We start from the raw sequence: 16,942 nt of genomic DNA, 5'->3' as shown, positions 1-16,942 counted from the left end.
ACAGCGCTCACGGCCCGATGGGCCACGAGTTCGAGTCGTTCTTCCCCGAATCGGGGGGCGTCGATTACAGCGACACCGAGACGAGCATCGACGAGACGACGTACGACGAGATGCGCCAGCTGGCGGCGCGCTACCCGAACGGCCGCTCGGCGCTGCTCCCGATGCTGCACCTGCTGCAGAGCGTGGACGGCCGCATCTCGCCGAAGGGCATCGAGGCGTGCGCCGAGGTGCTCGGCATCACGACCGCCCAGGTGGCGGGCGTCGCGACGTTCTACACCATGTACAAGAGGCGTCCGGCCGGCCGGCACCACGTCGGCGTCTGCACCACGGCGCTGTGCGCCGTGATGGGCGGCGACTACCTGCTGCAGCAGGTGGAGGAGAAGCTCGGCATCCACGAAGGCGAGACGACGCCCGACGGCGAGTTCTCCCTGGAGCGGCTCGAGTGCAACGCCGCCTGCGACTTCGCCCCGGTGATGATGGTCAACTGGGAGTTCATGGACAACATGACCCCCGAGAAGGCCGACCAACTGCTGGACGATCTGGCGTCCGGCCAGGAGGTGCACGCCACCCGCGGCGCGACCATCACGTCGTGGCGCGAGGCCGAGCGCGTGCTCGCCGGGTTCCCCGACGGCCGCGCCGACGAGGGTCCGACCGCAGGGGAGGCGTCCCTGCTGGGCCTGGAGATCGCGCGTTCCCGGGGCTGGAAGGCCCCTGACATCCCGCCGCCGGTGACGGCGGACGAGCCTCAGGATGGTGCGAAGTGACCGACGTGTTGACCCCCGTCCTCAGCGCGAACTGGGGCGACGAGCGGGCCTGGAAGATCGCCAACTACGAGCGGCGCGGCGGCTACCGCGCGCTGCGTAAGGCGCTGGCCCAGCCGGCGGCCGACGTGCTGGGCACGGTGAAGGATTCCGGCCTCCGCGGACGCGGCGGCGCGGGCTTCCCGACGGGCATGAAGTGGAGCTTCGTCCCGAAGGACAACCCGAACCCGAAGTACCTCGTGGTCAACGCCGACGAGTCGGAGCCGGGCACGTGCAAGGACATGCCGCTGCTGATGGCGTCCCCGCACACGCTGGTCGAGGGCGTCATCATCTCCAGCTACGCGATCGGCTGCCGCTACGCGTTCATCTACGTGCGCGGCGAGGTGCTGCACGTGATCCGACGGCTGCAGCAGGCGGTGCGCGAGGCGTACTCGGCGGGCTACATCGGCAAGAACATCCTGGGCTCGGGCTACGACCTGGAGGTCGTCGTCCACGCGGGCGCCGGGGCGTACATCTGTGGCGAGGAGACGGCGCTGCTCGATTCGCTCGAAGGACGCCGCGGCCAGCCGCGCCTGCGTCCTCCGTTCCCGGCTGTCGCGGGCCTCTACGCGTGCCCCACGGTGATCAACAACGTCGAGTCGATCTCGTCGGTGCCGGCCATCATCGACCACGGTGCGGCCTGGTTCCAGAGCATGGGCACCGAGAAGAGCAAGGGCTTCACGATCTACTCGCTGTCGGGCCACGTCGTCCGGCCGGGCCAGTTCGAGGCGCCGCTCGGCGTCACGCTCCGCGAGCTGCTGGAACTGGCCGGCGGCGTCCGCAACGGTCATCGGTTGAAGTTCTGGACGCCGGGGGGAAGCTCGACGCCGATCCTGACGGGCGACGACCTCGACCTTCCTCTCGACTACGAGGGCATGGCGGGCGCGGGCACGATGCTGGGCACCAAGGCCCTGCAGATCTTCGACGAGACCGTCTCGGTCGTCCGGACCACGTTGCGGTGGGTCGAGTTCTACAAGCACGAGAGTTGCGGCAAGTGCACGCCGTGCCGCGAGGGCTCGTGGTGGCTCGTGCAGCTGCTGAAGAAGTTCGAGGCGGGCGAGGCCGTCGAGGGCGACGTCGACAAGCTGCTCGACATCTGCACCAGCATCGGCGGCCGCTCGTTCTGCGCGCTCGCCGACGGCGCGGTCGCCTGCGTCACCTCGGCGGTCAAACACTTCCGTGAGGAGTTCGAGCAGGGGTACGGCACGCCCGCCTGGGAGCTGTTCCCCTACGAGAAGAGCGCCCTGTTCACCCCGCGGACCCCGCCCGCCGAGTACCCCGAACGGGACTCGAACCCGGGCGACGGCGCCGCTGAGCCCGTGCACGAAGGAGGCCTGGCATGAGCGTCGACACGAAGGCGGAGGCCGGCGTCAAGAAGCCCGACCTGATCAGCGTCTTCATCGACGGGATCGAGGTGCAGGTGCCCAAGGGCACGCTGGCCATCCGCGCCGCGGAGATGATCGGCGTCGCGATCCCGCGCTTCTGCGACCACCCGCTGCTCGACCCGGTCGGCGCCTGCCGCCAGTGCCTGGTCGAGGTTCCCGACGCCGGCAACGGCCGAGGCATGCCGAAGCCGCAGGCGTCCTGCACGCTGGAATGCGCGCCGAACATGCACATCAAGACCCAGCTCTCCTCCGATGTCGCCAAGCGTGCGCAGGAGGGGATGCTGGAGCTGCTGCTCATCAACCACCCTCTCGACTGCCCGATCTGCGACAAGGGCGGCGAGTGCCCGCTGCAGAACCAGTCGATGTCGCACGGGTGGGGCGAGAGCCGTTACCTCGGCGTCAAGCGGACCTACCCGAAGCCGGTCTCGCTGTCGGCCCAGGTGCTGCTCGACCGTGAGCGCTGCGTGCTGTGCGCGCGATGCACCCGGTTCTCCGAGCAGATCTCCGGCGACCCGTTCATCGCGCTCGTCGAGCGCGGTGCCCTGCAGCAGGTGGGCTTCTACGAGGACCATCCGTACGACTCCTACTTCTCGGGCAACGTCATCCAGATCTGCCCGGTGGGCGCGCTGACCAGCGCCGACTACCGCTTCCAGAGCCGCCCGTTCGACCTGGTGTCGACGACGACGACCTGCGAGCACTGCGCGGCCGGCTGCGAGCTGCGCACCGATCACCGGCACTACAAGGTGCGGCGCCGCCTCGGCGGCGACCGGCCCGAGGTCAACGAGGAGTGGAACTGCGACCGCGGCCGCTTCGCCTTCTACTACGGGCGCGGCGACGACCGGATCACCCGGCCGCTGGTGCGCGAGGGCGGCGAGTTGCGCGTCGCGTCGTGGCCCGAGGCCATCGACGCGGCCGTCGCCGGCCTGAAGGCGGCGGGCAGCGCGGCGGGCGTCCTGACGGGCGGACGCCTCACGCTCGAGAACGCCTACGGCTACTCAAAGTTCGCCCGGGCGGTGCTCGGGACGAACAACATCGACTTCCGCTCGCGCGTCCACAGCGTCGAGGAGGCCGACTTCCTGGCGCATGCCGTCGCGGGCAAGCAGGTCGGCGACGGGGTCACCTACACCGAGCTCGGCGGCGCGAAGAAGGTCGTCTGCGTCGCGTTCGAGCCCGAGGAGGAGAGCCCGATCGTCTTCCTGCGGCTGCGCAAGGGCGTCCGCAAGAGCGGGACGAAGGTCACCACCATCGCTCCCTACCTGTCCAACGGCGCGCGCAAGCTGGGCGCCGAGCTGATCGCGAGCGTCCCGGGCCGCGAGACCGACGCCCTCGCCGGGCTGGAGCTGGACGCCGAGACCGTCCTCCTCGTGGGGGAGCGGGCCGCCGCGGTCCCCGGGCTGCTGCTGGCCGCCCTGGACGCCGCCGAGCGCTCCGGCGCGCGGCTCGCCTGGATCCCGCGGCGCGCGGGCGACCGCGGCGCGATCGAGGCCGGGTGCCTGCCGAACCTGCTGCCGGGCGGGCGTCCGGTCGCCGACACGGCGGCGCGGATCGACGTGCAGGCCGCGTGGGGGATCGACGGGCTGCCCGTCGCCACGGGGCTGGACGCCGACGGCATGCTCGCCGCGGCGGCGTCCGGGGAGTTGAAGGCGCTGGTCGTGGCCGGCGTCCAGCCGACCGACTTCGCCGACGCGCAGGCTGCGCGTCAGGGGCTGGAGAAGGCCGGGTTCGTCGTGTCGATCGAGCAGCGCGCCAGCGAGGTGACCGAGCGGGCCGACGTGGTCTTCCCGGCGGCGTTGGTCGAGGAGCAGGCCGGCACCTTCCTGAACTGGGAGCATCGGGCGGGCCGCGTGAACCGGGTCGTCAAGCAGGGCGTGTCCCCGATGACCGACCTGCGGGTGCTCGCGGCGCTCGCGGACGCGCTGGGCGTCGACCTGGGCGTCCGGCTGGCCAAGCAGGCCCGGGCGGAGTTCGGCGAGCTGACCGGCTGGGACGGCGCGGCTGCGCCCCGCCCGTCGGTGGCCTCCCCGGATGCCCTGCGGCACGGCTTCGGCTGGAAGAAGGCCGGGTCGCCGGCCCCGTCCGCCGAGGGCCTGGTCGTGGCGAGCTGGCGTCAGCTCATCGACGGCTCGGCGGGCAACGACGGCGCCCCGGCGCTGCGGGCGACGGCCAAGCCGGCGGTCGCGCGGGTGAGCCCGGCGACGGCCGAGAGGCTCGGCCTGGTGGCCGGCGAGGACGTGACGGTCTCGTCGTCGCGCCGCGCCGCGGCGCTGCCGCTCGTGATCGAGGAGGGCATGGTCGACGACACCGTGTGGCTCCCCGGCAACATCTGGTCCGGCGGACTTGGCGAGCTCGCCGTCCTGCCTGGTGATTCCGTGACGGTGACACCTGGAGGTGTGGCATGAACAACACGGTTCCCCTCGTCATGAACGACCCGTGGTGGATTGTTCTGATCAAGGTCATCGGGGTGGTCGTCCTGCTGCTGACCTGGACGATCTTCAACGTGTGGTACGAGCGACGCCTCGTCGGCAAGATGCAGCATCGCCTCGGCCCGATCATGAACCCGACGTGGCTGGGCGGCCTGGGCCAGGCCCTCGGCGACGGCCTCAAGTTGATGTTCAAAGAGGACTTCGCGCCGGGCATGGTCGACAAGTTCCTGTTCTCGATCGCCCCGCTCATCGCCGGCGTCGCGGCATTCACCGCCTGGTCGGTGATCCCGCTGGCGGGTGAGGTGAACATGTTCGGCGTCCAGACCCGGCTGCAGGTCACCGACCTGCCGGTGTCGGCGCTGGTCCTGCTCGCCGCGGCGTCCGTCGCCGTGTACGGCTTCGTGCTGGCCGGTTGGTCGTCGAATTCGCCGTACTCGCTGCTCGGCGCGCTGCGCAGCTCGGCGCAGATGATCAGCTACGAGATCTCGATGGGCCTCAGCTACGTCGCGGTGATCCTCTACTCGGGGTCGATGTCGACGTCGGAGATCGTCGAGGCCCAGGGCCGGGCGCTCCCGTTCGTCGGGGCCATCGGGCTGAACGGCTGGTACTTTTTCCTGCTGCTGCCCTCGTGCGTGATCTACCTGATCTCGATGGTCGGCGAGACGAACCGCGCCCCGTTCGACCTGCCCGAGTGCGAGTCGGAGCTGGTCTCCGGTCACCTGACCGAGTACACGGGCTTCCGGTACGCGATCTTCTTCCTGGCCGAGTACATCAACATGGCCACCGTCTCCGCGATCGCGACCACGCTGTTCTTCGGCGGCTACCACGCGATCTGGCCGTTCGAGCCGCTGGCCAACCTGCTCGGCTTCTCGGTCGACTTCGGGTACTGGGGCCTGCTGTGGTTCGTCATCAAGGTGCAGTTGCTGATCTCGGTGTTCGTGTGGCTGCGCGGCACGCTGCCCCGCCTCCGCTACGACCAGTTCATGGATCTCGGCTGGAAGTGGATGATCCCGATCTCCCTGCTGTGGGTGATCATGATCTCGATCGTCCGCGGCCTCACCAACGCGGGCCTGATGAGCCCGATGGTGATGATCGGGTTGCTGGCGGTGCTGGGCCTGATCGTGGTCGCGGTCTGGTTCCTGGGGGCGGAGGAGCCACCCGAGGCCGAGGTGGAATCGCTCCACTTCGACGCCTTCGCCGGCGGCTACCCGGTGCCGCCCATGCCGGGGCAGGTGCTGCCGGAGTTCGCCGACGTCGTGCCGAGCTCGGCCGACGAGGCGTCCGAGGAAACCGACCCTGACCGGCCCCGCCGGGCGGTCGTCACGGAGGAGGAGCGATAGTGGGAATCTTCGATGCCTGGGCCGGGTTCGGCGTCACGCTGCGAACCATCTTCCGGCCCACCTTCACCCAGGGCTACCCCGAGAAGGGCAAGGAGAAGGTCACGGCGCCCCGCTTCCACGGCCGCCACCAGCTGAACCGCTGGCCGGACGGCTTGGAGAAGTGCGTCGGCTGCGAGTTGTGCGCGTGGGCGTGCCCCGCGGACGCGATCTACGTCGAGGGCGCCGACAACACCGAGGAGGATCGCTACTCCCCGGGCGAGCGCTACGGCCGCGTCTACCAGATCAACTACCTGCGCTGCATCCTGTGCGGCCTGTGCATCGAGGCGTGCCCGACGCGCGCCCTGACGATGACCAACGACTTCAAGCTGGCCGACGTGACCCGCGAGAAGATGATCTACACGAAGGACCGGCTGCTGGCGCCCCTGCTGCCCGGCATGGAGGAGCCCCCGCACGCGCGCCGACTCGGCAACGACGAGCGCGAGTACTTCCTGGGGCTGCCCACGACGGGCACGGCCGACACCCGCACGGGCACCGTCGACGAGGGAGCGAAGAAATGAACCCCGCACTCATCCCGCTCGTGACCGGGACGGAGGTGACCTTCTGGATCTGCGCGCCGCTCATGGTGCTGGGCGCGCTCGGGCTCGTCCTCTTCCGCAAGGCCGTGCACTCCGTGTTGTCGATGGTCGTCGTGATGATCAACCTGGCCGTGCTGTACGCGGCGCTCGACGGTCCGTTCCTGTTCGTCGTGCAGATCATCGTCTACACCGGCGCGATCATGATGCTGTTCCTGTTCGTGCTGATGCTGGTCGGCGTCGACAAGCCCGACTCGGCGGTCGAGACCATCCACGGCCAGCGCATCCTGGGCATCATCATCGCCGTGGCGCTGGCCGCCCTGCTCATCTACGCGATCGGCGGGGCCGTCACGCAGCCTCCGGTGGGCATGGACGCGGCGAACGCCGCCGAGGGCGGCAACGTGCCGTCGCTCGCGGGTGTCCTGTTCGTCCGGTACATGTTCGTCTTCGAGCTCACCGCCGCCCTGCTGATCACCGCGGCCGTCGGCGCGATGGTGCTGGCCCACCACACGCGGGTCACCCCGAAGGCCGGCCAGCGCGTCCTCTCGGACGAGCGCATGCGCGCCTACGCCGAGCGCGGCGAGCACCCGGGAACGCTGCCGAGCTCGGGCGTCTTCGCGACCAACAACTCGATCGGCGCCCCGGCGCTCCTGCCGGACGGCTCGGTGGCCGAGAGGTCGGTCAGCCGGACGCTGGTCATCCGCGGCGCGGCGTTGGACGCCGCCGACCTCGCCGGCGCGGAGGAGAACTTCCGGGCCATCGAGGCGCAGCGCGACATCGACAAGGAGGACGACGAATGAGCAGCCTTCGGACGGCGCGGAGCCGTCGTACGGGCGAGGGGAGCGCGCGGTGAACCCCGAGAACTTCCTGATCCTCGCCGCGATCCTCTTCTCGATCGGCTCGGTCGGCGTGCTGACCCGGCGCAACGCCCTGATCGCGTTCATGTGCGTCGAGTTGATGCTGAACTCGGCGAACCTCGCGTTCGCGGCGTTCGCCCAGATGCACGGCAACCTGGACGGCCAGGTGGCCGCCTTCTTCGTCATGGTCGTGGCGGCGGCCGAGGTCGTGGTCGGCCTCGCGATCATCGTCATGGTCTACAAGACGCGCCGGACGACCTCGGTCGACGACGCCAACCTGCTGAAGCTCTGAGGGGGCGGGCGTGTTTCTTCTCGAGACGATCCATCCGGTGGCTGGCACCGGGATGTTCGCCAACGCCTGGTGGATGATCGCGGCCCCGCTCCTCGTCGCCGCGATCCTGCTGATCGGCGGGCGCATGCTGGACGCCTGGGGCCACTACCTGGCCGTCGCGGCCATCTGGTTCTCCTTCGCGGTCGGCGCGTGCCTCTTCGCGGAGATGTGGGGGCGTCCTGTCACCGAGCGCGTGGTCGAGTCGCACCTGTACGACTGGTTCTCGGTGGGTGCGTGGAGCTTCCCGGTCGGCCTCCTGGTCGACCCGCTGTCGATCGTGTTCGTCCTGCTGATCACCGGCGTGGGCGGCCTGATCCACATCTACTCGATCGGCTACATGGCGCACGACCCGCGCCGGCGCCGGTTCTTCGCCTACCTGAACCTGTTCGTCGCCGCGATGCTGACGCTCATCCTCGCGGACAGCTACCTGATCCTCTTCGTCGGCTGGGAGGGCGTGGGCCTGGCGTCCTACCTGCTCATCAGCTTCTGGCAGGAGCGTCCGTCCGCGGCCGCCGCCGGCGTGAAGGCCTTCGTGATGAACCGCATCGGCGACGTCGGCATGGTGCTGGCGATCTCGTCGATGCTGGCGATGTTCGGCTCGGTCCGGTTCGTCGACGTGGCCGCCGGGGCGGCCGCGCTGGAGCCCATGTGGGCCACCCTGATCGGCATCTTCTTGCTGGTGGGGGCGTGCGGTAAGTCCGCGCAGGTGCCCCTGCAGGCATGGCTGTTGGACGCCATGGAGGGCCCGACGCCCGTGTCGGCCCTCATCCACGCGGCGACGATGGTCACGGCGGGCGTCTACCTGGTCGTCCGGAGCCACGCGATCTTCGAGGCCAGCCCGGTCGCGCAGATGGCCGTGGTGATCGTCGGAACGGTCACGCTGCTGTTCGGCGCGTGGATCGGGTGCAGCAAGGACGACATCAAGAAGGTGCTGGCCGGCTCCACCATGAGCCAGATCGGCTACATGATGCTGGCCGCGGGCATCGGCCCGGCCGGGTACGCGTTCGCGATCTTCCACCTGCTGACCCACGGCGCGTTCAAGGCGAACATGTTCCTCGGCGCCGGCTCGGTCATGCACGGCATGAACGACGACGTGAACATGCGCCACTACGGAGCGCTGCGCAAGGCGATGCCGTACACCTTCTACACGTTCCTGATGGGCTACCTGGCGATCATCGGCATCCCGCCGCTCGCCGGCTACTTCAGCAAGGACCACATCATCGAGGCGGCCTTCCACGCCAACCTCATCGCGGGCGTCTGCGCGTTGCTCGGCGCGGGCGTGACGGCGTTCTACATGACGCGCCTCATGTTCATGACCTTCTTCGGGCAGGAGCGCTGGGAGCCCGGCGTCCATCCGCACGAGTCGCCGAAGGTCATGACGGTGCCGCTGATCGTCCTCGCACTCCTGTCGATCATCGCCGGCGCGGTGATGAACGGCTGGATCCAGGGTTGGCTCGAGCCCGCGGCGGGCAATCACCCGCACGAGGTCTCGTGGATCCCGACGCCCATCGGGCTGCTCACGATCGTCGTCGTGCTCGCGGGCGTGGCCCTGGGCTGGGCGCTCTTCGGACGCCGCAGCGTCCCGACGACCGCCCCGGCCAGTTCGAACCCGATCACGATCACGGGACGCAACGACCTCTTCGCGGACGCCATCAACGACATCTTCGTCGTCCAGCCGACCGGGGCGGTCGCCCGGGGCGTCGCGACGTTCGACCACAACGGCCTGGACAAGGCGGTCGACTCGTCGGCGTACGCGTTCGGCGGTCTCTCGACGCAGGTGCGGAAGCTTCAGACCGGCTTCGCTCGCACGTACGCGCTCACCATGGTCGCCGGCGTCGTCCTGGTCGGCGTCGTCCTGATCCTCACCCACCTGGCCTGAGTTAGGAGCTTTTCGCCATGACATTCCCCTGGCTCACCGTCCTTGGGCTCGTGCCCCTCGTCGGAGGCCTTCTGCTCCTGCTGCCGATGAGGGAGGCGTCCAAGTGGCTGGGCATGGGCTTCGCCCTGCTCACGCTCGGCCTGGGCGCCGGCATCGCCGGCATGTACTCCGCGGGGGTCGACCTCGCCGTGCAGGTGCCGTGGGTGCGCTCCTTCGGCGCCTCGTGGGCCCTCGGCCTGGACGGCATGGGCCTCGCGATGGTGCTGCTCACCGTGATCCTGACCCCGGTTGTGCTGCTGGTCGAATGGAAGTCGTCCGGCATCGTCGGCCAGTGGACGTCGCAGGCCTTCTTCGCGCTCGTCCTGATCCTCGAGGGCCTGTCGCTGTTCGTGTTCACGGCCGATGACGTGTTGCTGTTCTACCTCTTCTTCGAGGCGACGCTGATCCCGATGTACTTCCTCATCGTCGGGTACGGCGGCCCGCGGCGCGGCTACGCGGCACTGAAGTTCCTGCTGTTCAGCCTCGCCGGCGGCCTCGTGATGCTGGCGTCGGTGATCGGCCTGTACGTGGTCTCGGCGAGCGCGGGGCGTCCGTCGTACCTGCTGTCGGACCTCGCCGCCCTCAACATCGGCGGGGAAGCCGGCCACTGGCTGATGCTGGGCTTCCTGATCGCGTTCATCATCAAGGCGCCGATGGTCCCGCTGCACACGTGGCTGCCGGACGCCGCCGAGCAGTCCACGCCCGGCTCGGCCACGATGCTGGTCGGCGTGCTGGACAAGATCGGCACGTTCGGCATGATCAAGTTCTGCCTCGTGATCTTCCCCGAGGCGAGCCGCTGGGCCGCCCCGGTCATGGTGATCCTCGCGCTGATCTCGATCATCTACGGCGCCCTCGGCGCGATCGGCTCGCGCAACCTCATGCGCCTGGTGGCCTACACCTCGATCAGCCACTTCGGCTTCATGGTGCTCGGCATCTACTCGTTCACCACGCAGAGCATGTCGGGGTCGATCTTCTACATGCTCAACCACGGGTTCAGCACCGCGGCGCTCTTCCTGGCCGTCGGGTACCTGATCTCGCGGCGGGGCAGCGCGGACATCAATGCCTTCGGCGGCGTCCAGAAGCTCGCGCCGGTCGCGTCCGGCGTCCTGCTGCTCGCGGCCCTCTCGGCGCTGTCGCTGCCCGGCATGTCGACGTTCGTCTCGGAGATCATGGTTGTCACCGGCACGTTCGGTAGGGCGCCGTGGGCGACCGCCGTCGCGACGGTCGGCATGGTGCTCGCCGCCGTCTACGCCTTGCGGCTCTACCGCAAGCCGATGACCGGCCCCGTGACGGACGACGCCGCGCAGCACTTCACCGGCCGCGACCTGAACGAGGTCGAACGTCTGGTGATGGTGCCGGTGATCGGCGCGATCCTCTTGCTCGGTTTCTATCCTCAGCCTGCCGTGAAGCTGGTTGAGCCGACGGCCCAAGCGGCCATGCAGCGGGTGCAGCTCGTTGATCCCGCTCCGGTCGTGGAGGGAGAACAGTGATGACGATGATGCTGCCGCTCGAGATCACGGCGCCGACGATCGAGTTCCGGCAGTTGGCGCCGATCCTGATCCTGTTCGGGGCCGCGTGCGCGGGCGTCCTGGTGGACGCCCTCATGCTCGGTCGGTCCCGGCGCTGGCGGGGTGAGGTGCAGATCGGCCTCGTCGTCGGCGGCGTCCTCGCCGCGCTGGCCTACACGGTCGCGAACCTGCGGCTGGGGCCTGTGGGGGCGGTCGGGATGGGCTCGATCATGCTGGACGGGCCGACCGCCGTCATGTGGGTCCTGCTGCTCGTGTTCGGCCTGCTGGCCGTCATGGTCTTCAAGGAGGAGCGGCTGGCCGGCGTCCCGGTGTTCGCCTCGTCGGCGGCCACCGTGCCCGGCAGCCGGGAGGAGGCCGAGGCCGACCGGTTCCGCCTGGAGCAGACCGAGGTCTTCCCGCTCGCCCTGTTCTCGCTGACCGGCATGCTCGTGTTCGTCTCGGCGAACGACCTGCTGACCCTGTTCGTGGGGCTCGAGGTCTTCTCGCTGCCGCTGTACCTCATGTGCGGCATGGCGCGGAAGCGTCGCCTGCTGTCGCAGGAGGCCGCGCTGAAGTACTTCCTGCTGGGCGCGTTCAGCTCGGGCTTCTTCCTGTTCGGCATCGCGATGCTGTACGGCTTCTCGGGCTCGTTCGACCTGGGCACGATCGCCGCCGCCGTGACCGCCCCCGCCTATGGACGCGGGCTGCTCTATGCGGGCCTCGCGCTCGTCGCGGTCGGCCTGCTGTTCAAGATCGGCATCGTCCCGTTCGCGAACTGGATCCCGGACGTCTACATGGGCGCCCCGACGCCGCTCACCGGCTTCATGGCCATCTGCACGAAGATGGCGGCGGTCGGCGCGACGCTGCGCGTGTTCTACGTGGCGCTGGGCGCCGAGCGCTGGACGTGGCAGCCGGTGTTCGCCGTGCTGGCGATCATCACGATGATCGCGGGCACCGTCGCCGCCCTGACGCAGCGCGACGTGAAGCGACTGCTGGCGTACAGCTCCATCGCTCACGCGGGGTTCATCTTCACCGCCGTGACCGGGGCCAGCCAGGACGTGGGGGCGGGCCAGCCCACCTCGGTGTCGGCGATCCTGTTCTACCTCGCGGCCTACGGCTTCGCGACGGTCGGCGCCTTCGCGATCGTGACGCTCGTCCGCAACCCGGCGAGCGAGGAGAACGACCTCGACGGCTGGGCCGGGCTCGCGGCCAAGCGTCCGTGGGTGGCGGGCCTCATGTCTCTGTTCCTGCTCAGCTTCGCCGGCATCCCGCCGACGGCCGGGCTCATGGGCAAGTGGGCGGTCTTCGCGGCGGCCTGGCGCGGCGGCTACTGGTGGCTCGTCGTGATCGCGGTGCTGACCAGCCTCGTGGCGGCGTACATCTACCTGAAGGTCATCGTCATCATGTTCGCGCGGCCGCCCGCCCCCAACACGTACGTGGGGGAGGCGTCCCTGTGGACGTGGATCCCGATCGTCGTCGGGGCCGTCGCGACCCTCGTTCTGGGCATCGCGCCCGACCTGCTGCTCGGGCCGGCTTCGTTGCTGGGGACCTTCCTCAGGTAACGTTGCTTTCCCCAGTACAGAAGGAGCGTTGTGGCTGCGAGTGAGACGGCGAGAATCGATACCGAGTTCCAGTCGTTGGTGACGTCGCGGCTCGACGCGATCGAGAAGCTGCTGCTCGAATCAGCGCAGGCCGACACCCCGTTCGTGAGCGAGGCAGCCAGCCACATCGTCCGGGCGGGGGGCAAGCGGTTCCGCCCCCTGCTCGTGGTGCTGGCGTCGCAACTGCTGGCGGGGGCGGACGCCGACCGCATCGACCGCGCGGCGATCGTGATGGAGCTCACCCACGTGGCGAGCCTGTACCACGACGACGTCATGGACGATGCGGAGGTGCGCCGCGGCGTCCCCAGCGCCAACCGGCGGTGGGACAACTCGGTGGCGATCCTGGTCGGCGACTACCTGTTCTCGCGGGCGTCCTCGACCGTCGCGACGCTCGGTACCGACTATGTGAAGCTGCAGGCCGACACGTTCGCCCGGCTCGTGCAGGGTCAGATCGCCGAGACCCGGGGCCCGGCCGAGGGCGCCGACCGGCTGCAGCACTACCTCGACGTGGTCGCCGACAAGACGGGTTCGCTGATCGCGGCGTCCGCGGTGTTCGGCGGCATGGTGTGCGGGGCGTCGCGGGAGGCGCTGGACGCGCTGGGCCGCTACGGCGAAGAGATCGGCGTGGTCTTCCAACTCTCCGACGACATCATCGACATCGCGTCGACGTCGTCCGGCAAGACGCCGGGCACCGACCTGCGCGAAGGCGTCCCGACGCTGCCGACGTTGATGGTGATGGCGTCCACCGACCCGTCGGACGCCCGCCTGCGCGACCTCGTGTCGCGCCCGCTGGATGACGAGGGCGAGGTCTCCGAGGCCCTCGACCTCCTGCGCGCCCACCCGCTGCTGGACGCCGCCCGCGCCGAGGTGGCGCGCCGGGCCGAAGTCGCCCGCGGCTACCTGGCGCCCCTGCCCGAGGGGCCCGCCCGCGACGCCCTGGACGCCCTGTGCGACCAGGTGGTCACGCGGTCGTCGTAGGGGGGATGCACCGAACTCGAACGGCATCGAAGGCCGCGCCTGGGGAGCGCGGCCTTCGACGTTTCCGGGGACCCGCAGGGAGTTCCTGCGGGGGACAGTGGGGGCCGGGGTGCCGGCCCTACCGCGCCGGGCAGCGGTTGCCCGGCGGGACGATCGCGTAGGCGTCCCCGTACACCGACCAGCGCAGCGGCAGTCGCAGCGCGAGGTTGCGCGCGTCCAGGAACCGCCGTTGCTGGTCGTCGACGCGGGAGGTGTCCGCGTGGGCGGTCTCGCTGCGCATGGACGCCTTCCGCTCCGTCAGGAACGCCCGCAGGTAGGCGGTCTCGTCGCCGCCGGCGGCGGGCGGTCGTGCGCGTTGCGCCGCCCGCTCGCGGGTCGCGGTGAACGAGTCGTACCCGCCGTCCACGCCGTGCATCACGGCCGAGTCAGCGTAGGCGAACTGGCCGAGCGGGCCGAGGCCGTCCCGGACGGCGTGGCTGATCGCGGGGTCGTAGTACCAGGCGTCCGCCTTGGCGACCTGCGCGTCGACGAACGCCGGGTCGCGCGCGGCCTGCCGCCACGCCCGGACGAACCCGTCGCCCAGCCCGGACGCCGACGGCGAGCCCTCGGCCCGCCGCAGGGCCGGCAGGTACGTCGCGAGCGGGTTGCGCGGGTGGGCCACCGTGTACGCCTCGGCGAGCTTCAGCAGGTCGCCGGCGCGGGTGGTGAACCCGACGATGCCCGCCGTGTAGCCGCGGTTGTCGCGCGGGTTTCCCTCGACGTTGTACTCGATGTAGGACGCCTGCGCCCGCCAGTCGAGGCTGGAGTTCTCCGACGTCGACATCAGGACCCGCATGATCTCGCGGAGACGGGCGTCCCCGAGCCCCCCGGTGGCCGACGGGCCGGGGAGGGCGACGCAGGGGACGCCCGCGGCGTCCCCCGTGCCGCGCTCCCACGGCAGCCGCCAGCCGCCGGCGTCCGGGCCGGAGGCGACGCACCCAGAGGTCACCATCGCGACGATCACGACTCCCGCGGCCAACGCCCGCAGCCGGCCGGTCAGGCCGTCGCCAGGCGGGCGCGGGGGCGTCCGGCGGGCGTGGAGAACCGGGGCACCAGGCGCGGCCGGCGTCCGGCTGCCACGTCCTCGATCCAGCCGACCGCCAGCACGATCGCCGTCAGGACGACGAACGTGCCGCCGTAGATCCACCAGTCGCTGGCCGGCCCCTGCACGAGGGGCTGCGTCACCGACCACTGATCGAGCAGGAGCTCCGAGCCGTAGATCGCCGCGTTTCCCCACAGATAGATCGTAAGGGCGCGGGAACTCACGGCCCGGACGAGCCACGCGAGCGGCGGAACACGGTGCATCCACGCGAAATTCAGGTAACAGCGGAGGACCAGCAGCACGGCCCCCAGGCTGAACAGCGCGGACGCGACCGGGATGTCGGAGACGTTCGCGCCCGACTCCACGTTCGGGAACGCGTAGGCCCACGCGATGCCGGCGGCGGCCAGCATGGCGGCGCCCGTCAGCGCCTTCCACAGCGGGATGCGCTTCAGCAGGCCGTCGTGGTGCGCGAAGCCGAGCATCCAGCAGGCGGCGTACGTCACGACGTCGAGCGCGATGTCGCCGAACGGGCCCGACAGGTCGATGATCGTGCCGGCCTGCAGGAACACGAGGGCCAGCGGCGCCGTGATCATCGTCTTCGGCCAGCGCCGGAACAGCCACAACAGCGCGGGGGAGAGCAGGACGAACCACAGGTACGCCGCGACGTACCACAGCGGCAGCACCCAGTCGTCGAACTGGACGCTGTTCGGCGGCATGCCCAGCGGCACGATCCAGCGCAGGGCGCTCTCGACCGTCAGCGGCTCGCCGAGGTCTTCGGTCACCTGCCAGCCCCGCGACAGCATCACGCCCACGGCGACCGCCGCGAACGCCCAGAACGGGATCAGGATGCGCTTGAAGCGCCTCTTGATGAGCCCGCCCAGGCTGCCGCCGCGGTCGAGCGACGACGCCATGAGCGAGCCGCCCAGGGCGAACATGATGCCCATCGACGGGTACACCATCGGCAGCCAGGCCCACCCGAACGTGTGATACGTCAGCACGCGGAGCAGGGCGACGCCGCGCAGGGTGTCGATGTACAGGTCCCGGGACGCCGCGGCGCGCTGGGCGCCGGGCGCCGGGGACGCCGTGGTCGGGCCGGCCGCGATCGCGTCCGGCGTGGAATCGATCCGGTTCATGAGCGCCGTCATGCCGTCGCCCCCTTCGTGCCGCGGGCGAACAGCCGCGAGTCGTGGGCGGCGTCCATGGAGCCGGTGCGGGCGAGCTTGTTCCAGCCCATCGTGCCGCCCTTGATCGCGAGCACGACGGACTTGTACAGCAGGTACGCCCGCAGCGGGTCGTTCACGAGGCGGTAGAAGGGCACCATCTTCAGGTGGCTCCAGTCCTCGCGCATGAGCCCGATGCTGGCGGCCGCCAGACCCAGGTGGATCAGGCAGAACATGACCCAGTAGGCGGCCAGGATGAGCAGCCCGCCGCCGGCGGCCGTCTGGAACGTGATCACCGCGACGAACGGCAGGAACACGAGCGGGATCGCGACCGACAGCAGGAAGTTCGGCATCACGTACCAGCCGAGCGCCCCGAAGCGGCGGTTGAACATCATCCGGCGGTGCTTGTGCATCGCCTGCAGCGTGCCGTAGGTCCAGCGCTCGCGCTGCTTCAGCAGGGCGTCGAGCGTCTCCGGGACCTCGGTGTAGGCGTACGCGTCGTCGTCCTGAGTGATGCGCCAGCCGAGCTGGTGCAGCGTCAGGGCGAGGTCGCAGTCCTCGGCGAGGGTGTCGGTGGAGTAGCCGCCGGCCTCGACGATCGCCTCGCGCCGCCACGCGGCGCACGCGCCGGGGACGATGTTGATCGCACCGAGGGCGTCCTGCGAGGAGCGCTCGAGACCGATCATCGTGAGGTACTCCAGCGCCTGCCAGCGGGTCATGAGGTTCTTCGTCCGGTTGCCGACCGCGACGACGCCCGCGACGGCGCCCAGGCGTTCGGCGCCGGGTACGGCGAAGTGCCGCACCAGGTTGGTGATGGAGTCGGGCGTCAGGATCGTGTCGGCGTCCAGGGTGACGATGACGTCGTCGCGGCGCCATCGCCTTGTCAGTTCGTGACGTTACGCCCCCAAAGGTGCATGCGTCTCGTCTTTGAACATGCCTCTGACGGCCGGAAATGCCTCTGGTTGGCGACACGTCCCCGTGCGGGGGA

Annotated in this window: 14 protein-coding genes; 11 read left to right on the top strand and 3 right to left on the bottom strand. The window is 70.0% G+C overall.

Annotation, left to right across the window (positions count from 1 at the left end; genetic code table 11):
* Positions 1-17: 17 nt before the first annotated feature.
* The 11 genes from nuoE to WMJ97_RS03480 are packed head-to-tail and all read left to right on the top strand — an operon-like array spanning position 18 to position 13,713.
* Positions 18-764: an NADH-quinone oxidoreductase subunit NuoE gene (gene nuoE / locus WMJ97_RS03530; RefSeq protein WP_347347615.1), complete on the top strand. Its 747-nt coding sequence runs from the start codon at positions 18-20 to the stop codon at positions 762-764.
* Positions 761-2,143, top strand: coding sequence for an NADH-quinone oxidoreductase subunit NuoF (nuoF, locus tag WMJ97_RS03525; RefSeq protein ID WP_347347580.1), 1,383 nt, complete (start codon positions 761-763; stop codon positions 2,141-2,143). The genes nuoE and nuoF overlap by 4 nt, the downstream gene beginning before the upstream one ends.
* Positions 2,140-4,584 (top strand): NADH-quinone oxidoreductase subunit G, encoded by a 2,445-nt coding sequence (locus tag WMJ97_RS03520; RefSeq protein WP_347347579.1) that lies wholly within the window; start codon positions 2,140-2,142, stop codon positions 4,582-4,584. The genes nuoF and WMJ97_RS03520 overlap by 4 nt, the downstream gene beginning before the upstream one ends.
* Entirely contained in the window at positions 4,581-5,948 is a 1,368-nt protein-coding gene (nuoH, locus tag WMJ97_RS03515) for an NADH-quinone oxidoreductase subunit NuoH (protein ID WP_347347578.1), read from the top strand. The genes WMJ97_RS03520 and nuoH overlap by 4 nt, the downstream gene beginning before the upstream one ends.
* Positions 5,948-6,505, top strand: a complete 558-nt coding sequence (gene nuoI / locus WMJ97_RS03510) for an NADH-quinone oxidoreductase subunit NuoI (RefSeq protein WP_347347577.1) — start codon at positions 5,948-5,950, stop codon at positions 6,503-6,505. Before nuoH ends, nuoI begins: the two co-directional genes overlap by 1 nt.
* On the top strand, positions 6,502-7,320 hold the full coding sequence (locus WMJ97_RS03505; protein WP_347347576.1) for an NADH-quinone oxidoreductase subunit J: 819 nt from the start codon (positions 6,502-6,504) through the stop codon (positions 7,318-7,320). The genes nuoI and WMJ97_RS03505 overlap by 4 nt, the downstream gene beginning before the upstream one ends.
* A 49-nt stretch (positions 7,321-7,369) precedes the next feature.
* Complete coding sequence (nuoK, locus tag WMJ97_RS03500; protein WP_347347575.1) at positions 7,370-7,669, top strand: NADH-quinone oxidoreductase subunit NuoK; 300 nt, start codon at positions 7,370-7,372, stop codon at positions 7,667-7,669.
* Positions 7,670-7,721: 52 nt separating this feature from the next.
* On the top strand, positions 7,722-9,587 hold the full coding sequence (nuoL, locus tag WMJ97_RS03495; protein WP_347347614.1) for an NADH-quinone oxidoreductase subunit L: 1,866 nt from the start codon (positions 7,722-7,724) through the stop codon (positions 9,585-9,587).
* A 17-nt stretch (positions 9,588-9,604) separates the two neighbouring features.
* Positions 9,605-11,116 carry an NADH-quinone oxidoreductase subunit M gene (locus WMJ97_RS03490; RefSeq protein WP_347347574.1) on the top strand — a complete coding sequence of 504 codons (1,512 nt, stop codon included), beginning with the start codon at positions 9,605-9,607 and terminating at the stop codon, positions 11,114-11,116.
* Positions 11,116-12,696 carry an NADH-quinone oxidoreductase subunit NuoN gene (gene nuoN, locus WMJ97_RS03485; protein WP_347347573.1) on the top strand — a complete coding sequence of 527 codons (1,581 nt, stop codon included), beginning with the start codon at positions 11,116-11,118 and terminating at the stop codon, positions 12,694-12,696. The genes WMJ97_RS03490 and nuoN overlap by 1 nt, the downstream gene beginning before the upstream one ends.
* 30 nt (positions 12,697-12,726) lie before the next feature.
* A complete protein-coding gene (locus WMJ97_RS03480) occupies positions 12,727-13,713 on the top strand; it encodes a polyprenyl synthetase family protein (RefSeq protein ID WP_347347572.1) in 987 nt (328 codons plus the stop codon).
* A gap of 118 nt (positions 13,714-13,831) precedes the next feature.
* Here WMJ97_RS03480 and WMJ97_RS03475 read toward each other — a convergent pair whose 3' ends face one another.
* From WMJ97_RS03475 to WMJ97_RS03465, 3 genes are read right to left on the bottom strand one after another with little or no spacing between them, the layout of a single operon-like run.
* On the bottom strand, positions 13,832-14,731 hold the full coding sequence (locus tag WMJ97_RS03475) for a chitosanase (RefSeq protein WP_347347571.1): 900 nt from the start codon (positions 14,729-14,731) through the stop codon (positions 13,832-13,834).
* A 17-nt stretch (positions 14,732-14,748) separates the two neighbouring features.
* Entirely contained in the window at positions 14,749-15,939 is a 1,191-nt protein-coding gene (locus WMJ97_RS03470; RefSeq protein WP_347347570.1) for an acyltransferase, read from the bottom strand.
* Entirely contained in the window at positions 15,936-16,811 is an 876-nt protein-coding gene (locus WMJ97_RS03465) for a glycosyltransferase family 2 protein (protein WP_347347613.1), read from the bottom strand. Before WMJ97_RS03465 ends, WMJ97_RS03470 begins: the two co-directional genes overlap by 4 nt.
* Positions 16,812-16,942: the final 131 nt, after the last annotated feature.

The organism is Nigerium sp., assembly GCF_039811905.1.
Taxonomy (GTDB): domain Bacteria; phylum Actinomycetota; class Actinomycetes; order Propionibacteriales; family Propionibacteriaceae; genus Propioniciclava.
Note: the sequence above shows the minus strand (reverse complement) of the source record. Positions and strands in the feature narration are given on the sequence as shown.

What these genes read in the sequence shown, in the direction of transcription:
- nuoE (WP_347347615.1), top strand. Translation starts at nt 18, where the DNA reads ATGGGCCACGAGTTCGAGTCGTTCTTCCCCGAATCGGGGGGCGTCGAT.
- WMJ97_RS03520 (WP_347347579.1), top strand. Translation starts at nt 2,140, where the DNA reads ATGAGCGTCGACACGAAGGCGGAGGCCGGCGTCAAGAAGCCCGACCTG.
- nuoH (WP_347347578.1), top strand. Translation starts at nt 4,581, where the DNA reads ATGAACAACACGGTTCCCCTCGTCATGAACGACCCGTGGTGGATTGTT.
- WMJ97_RS03505 (WP_347347576.1), top strand. Translation starts at nt 6,502, where the DNA reads ATGAACCCCGCACTCATCCCGCTCGTGACCGGGACGGAGGTGACCTTC.
- nuoL (WP_347347614.1), top strand. Translation starts at nt 7,722, where the DNA reads ATGTTCGCCAACGCCTGGTGGATGATCGCGGCCCCGCTCCTCGTCGCC.
- WMJ97_RS03490 (WP_347347574.1), top strand. Translation starts at nt 9,605, where the DNA reads ATGACATTCCCCTGGCTCACCGTCCTTGGGCTCGTGCCCCTCGTCGGA.
- nuoN (WP_347347573.1), top strand. Translation starts at nt 11,116, where the DNA reads ATGACGATGATGCTGCCGCTCGAGATCACGGCGCCGACGATCGAGTTC.
- WMJ97_RS03470 (WP_347347570.1), bottom strand. Translation starts at nt 15,939, where the DNA reads ATGACGGCGCTCATGAACCGGATCGATTCCACGCCGGACGCGATCGCG.